Source organism: Halobacillus halophilus (assembly GCF_020171985.1).
In the GTDB taxonomy this organism is placed as follows: domain Bacteria; phylum Bacillota; class Bacilli; order Bacillales; family Halobacillaceae; genus Halobacillus; species Halobacillus halophilus_A.
In genome coordinates this window covers 1-3,776 of sequence record NZ_JAIVAL010000022.1, presented here as the reverse complement: position 1 = coordinate 3,776, position 3,776 = coordinate 1, and the positions used below count along the sequence as shown (strand labels likewise).

Genomic DNA, 3,776 nt, shown 5'->3' with positions numbered 1-3,776 from the left:
GAATTCTTGGGTGAAGTTACGTCGAATTCTTGGGGTCATAACGGAAGCTCCTCGTGTTTTGTATTAATTCAGTCTATCTGACCTTAACCAACCTGTCCAACCAACTGTAGCCGGTCCACCTCAGTCGTTAACTCCTTGTGGGGTCTCGCCTAGCTCCTTCTCCCGCGGGAGTCTCCTTGTTTCCTCCGCCACCCTAAGATGGAGGAGTGAACGGACCCTACTATAGGTGAGGTAAGCGTTCTGAATCAGCCTAACCCTTTGTATATCAGGGGTTGTATACTTAAATAAGCTAGATACTCTTTTGCTCTCCAGTTCATTTTAGTAGGCATTTTTGGTGGATTTCGAGTTTCTTATTCGGCAAGGTCCGGAGGGGGACGATGAAGACTCCTGTGGGATGAACATGATCGGTAAGATCCCGGAAGGCGTAGCCTGAGGAAGCTTACCACATGCCCACGGAAAGCGAAATCGTCCCCCGCAGGACCTTCAGCTCAACAAATATCTCGAAATCAAGTCTTCAAGTAATGGGAGCTTATCTGGAAGATCAACAGGAAGGCTCTACAAAGCTTTTAGAAATAACGAACCAAAGATCAGTTGAAACTCAAGACTCGTTCTACATTATAGAGTTAAATTATATACTTACTTTTACAGACACAAAAAAAGACTGTCGAGAAAGTCTCGACAGCCAGATCACTTCTTAACGAACAGAGTGATAATACTTATTGAAACATAGATGAATTCATTTCTTTGATTGCAGCTTTTTCTAGACGAGATACTTGCGCTTGAGAAATCCCAATTTCTTCCGCAACTTCCATTTGAGTTTTCCCCTGGAAAAATCGTTTCGTCAGAATCATTTTTTCACGATCATTTAATTTCTTCATACCTTCACGCAATGAGAGTTCGTCTAACCAAATGGAGTCTTTTTCACGATCATCTTTTAATTGATCAACCACAAATATTGGATCTCCTCCATCATTGTATATTGGCTCAAACAACGACACTGGATCTTGGATGGCATCCATTGCGAATACGACATCTTCTGGTGGAACCCCCATCCTCTCAGCAATTTCGTGAGGAGCAGGGTCTTTATTGGTTTCACCAATCATTTTTTCTCTCATTTGCAACGCTTTATAAGCCGTGTCTCTTAAAGACCTGGAAACGCGTATCGGATTATTATCCCGTAAATACCTGCGTATTTCTCCGATAATCATAGGTACAGCATAAGTAGAAAATTTAACATTATGGCTTAAATCAAAATTGTCTATGGATTTCATTAATCCAATGCAGCCTACCTGAAATAAATCATCACCATATTCTCCGCGATTATTGAAGCGCTGAATAACCGATAATACTAAACGAAGATTCCCATTGACTAATTCCTCACGTGCTTCCGTTTCACCACTTTGGAGACGTATAAACAGGGCCTTCATTTCTTTATTGGTCAGCACTGGAAGTTTTGATGTATCTACTCCGCATATTTCTACTTTATGTCGTGTCAAATAAGACCCTCCCAAGAAGCTGTAATCAGTTCTCAGTATCTCCTTGGGAGGAAAAATTATGCATCTGTTTTATTAGTTCTATTAGACCATTTTATCGAATTCACGCTGTAAACGGCGAATAATCTTCTTCTCAAGCCTTGATATATATGATTGGGAGATCCCCATCATATCCGCCACGTCTTTTTGTGTTTTTTCTTTTTTTCCGATTAAACCGAACCTTAATTCCATAATCTGTTTTTCACGATCATTTAATTGATCCAATGCAGACATAAGTAATTTCTTATCAATTTTTTTCTCAATACCTTTTGTCGTCAAATCTTCTTCCGTTCCTAAAATATCGGATAATAAAAGTTCATTTCCATCCCAGTCAACGTTTAGCGGTTCATCGAATGAAACCTCTGTCTTCAGTTTATTACTCTTTCTCAGGTGCATAAGAATTTCATTTTCGATACAGCGGGACGCATAAGTGGCGAGCTTAATTTTTTTCTCAGGATCAAATGTATTGACAGCTTTAATTAAGCCGATAGTTCCAATACTGATTAAATCCTCTATATTTAACCCTGTGTTTTCAAATTTTCGAGCTATATAAACTACAAGACGTAAGTTCCGTTCGATTAACATAGCCCGTGCTGCTTTGTCTCCTTTTGGCAGAAGTTCAAGCAGTTCTTTCTCTTCTTCTCTTGAAAGTGGAGGTGGTAAAGCTTCACTACCTCCAATATAATAAATTTCATCTTGTTTAATCCCAAGCTTTATTAGAATACGATAAAACCAAAGCCTTAATTTAAAGAACCATTTGACCATGTCATTCCCCTTCCCTTAGGCAGTTTTTCCTTTAACCATTATGTGGGGATGTATCAGCATTTGATAAAGACGATCATGGGTAAGGTCATGATGCTGTACACCGACCAATGGCTGTTTCATTTCTAAGTTTCCTTGTGGAGTTACTATCGATATTTGATCCACTAACACTGTAACAAGCAATTGACCCTTGGAACCTGCGGCTTGAAAAGGTACTAAGCGAACAGACGATTGAATATCTGGTGGCAGCTCTTCCATTGAAGTCACAACTTGTTCTACTTTAAGTTTTTCAAGTACTTCCGGTTCAAGAAACTGTCCCATCACCGTATGATCAGCCAGGAAGACCATCTTTCTGCTGATTGGATCAATTAATTGATTACCGCTATCGACCATTCCACGGCAGAGGACTTCTTTACCATTCCAAGTGACTTTCACATCATAAATGTTCTCAAGCTTCATTTTGTGGACGCTTACTTGCTCCATTCGCCATTTTGTGAACAAAAATGAACAAGGAAATCCAACACATACAAACATCCAGCTAACCGGGTCACCATACCCCCCTGTAAATGTTACAATCGATCCTCCTTGAATACTTATTTCCGTGGCTAGGAAAAAATGGACACCAAGCATACTTCCTCCGATGGAAAATGTTATAAAATAAAAGCTGACCAACTGTAGAATAAAAGCACGAAGTGAGGTAAAGGAAAAGGCAATTCCAATGATAAGTAGAGAAAAGACCAGCTTCCCAAGGGTGCTCGTCAACCAGAAATCCGGCATAAAGATAGATATAGGCACAATGCTGGAGGCTGCAAAAGCTGCACAAAACATACGGATTTTAGAAGATTTAGCCCTTACCACACCCTGAGTAAGATAGAGGATCATGGCATCCATTAAAAGATTGAGCAACCAGACAGCATCTAGATAGATGACTCCCGCTCCCTTCATCTATTGTTATATCAAATTATAAGCCTGTCCTTTTGAAAAGTCTGTCACAATCTGATTAGCAGCCTAGCAAGTTTTGTAACATCATGTAACGGCCAATAATCGTAGCATCTTGTTGTTAACCTTCATTACTCTTACCGCAATTTACCCGCCTTTCTCTGTTTCGTTCTCTGAAGAGATTTTTATGAGTAACATCGTAGGTGTCAATGGTTATAACAGATCGGAATGAAAAAGAAGAGTTCTGAACAAGGTTTTTTTGGCTGTATGAAACCTTGAATTGATCTTCCATATAAGCTCCCGTTTGTTGAAGACTTGATTTCGAGATAACTAAGTCCAATACGTTTGATTGAGGAAAGGGCTGGTGGGGAAATGACTCGCTTTCCTATGGGGGAACGGTGAGCTTCCTCGCTCGTTTCACTCTCTGCGGGATCTCACCTGATTCCTTCTCCCATGGGAGTCTCCCCATTTCCCCACCAGCCCAACCATAGGCAGAAAATCGGACCTTTTGAAGAAGAGGAATTGTTCATCACTCATTTCAGC

Annotated in this window: 4 protein-coding genes; 1 reads left to right on the top strand and 3 read right to left on the bottom strand. The window is 40.3% G+C overall.

Annotation, left to right across the window (positions count from 1 at the left end):
* The first annotated feature begins 446 nt into the window (after positions 1-446).
* On the top strand, positions 447-698 hold the full coding sequence (locus LCM11_RS20270) for a hypothetical protein (protein WP_224896028.1): 252 nt from the start codon (positions 447-449) through the stop codon (positions 696-698).
* Between the two features lie 18 nt (positions 699-716).
* Here LCM11_RS20270 and sigG read toward each other — a convergent pair whose 3' ends face one another.
* The 3 genes from sigG to spoIIGA are packed head-to-tail and all read right to left on the bottom strand — an operon-like array spanning position 717 to position 3,239.
* Positions 717-1,556: an RNA polymerase sporulation sigma factor SigG gene (sigG, locus tag LCM11_RS20265; protein ID WP_224896029.1), complete on the bottom strand. Its 840-nt coding sequence runs from the start codon at positions 1,554-1,556 to the stop codon at positions 717-719.
* 21 nt (positions 1,557-1,577) lie between these two features.
* Positions 1,578-2,297, bottom strand: coding sequence for an RNA polymerase sporulation sigma factor SigE (sigE, locus tag LCM11_RS20260; RefSeq protein ID WP_014643122.1), 720 nt, complete (start codon positions 2,295-2,297; stop codon positions 1,578-1,580).
* 15 nt (positions 2,298-2,312) lie between these two features.
* Positions 2,313-3,239 carry a sigma-E processing peptidase SpoIIGA gene (gene spoIIGA / locus LCM11_RS20255; protein ID WP_224896027.1) on the bottom strand — a complete coding sequence of 309 codons (927 nt, stop codon included), beginning with the start codon at positions 3,237-3,239 and terminating at the stop codon, positions 2,313-2,315.
* Positions 3,240-3,776: the final 537 nt, after the last annotated feature.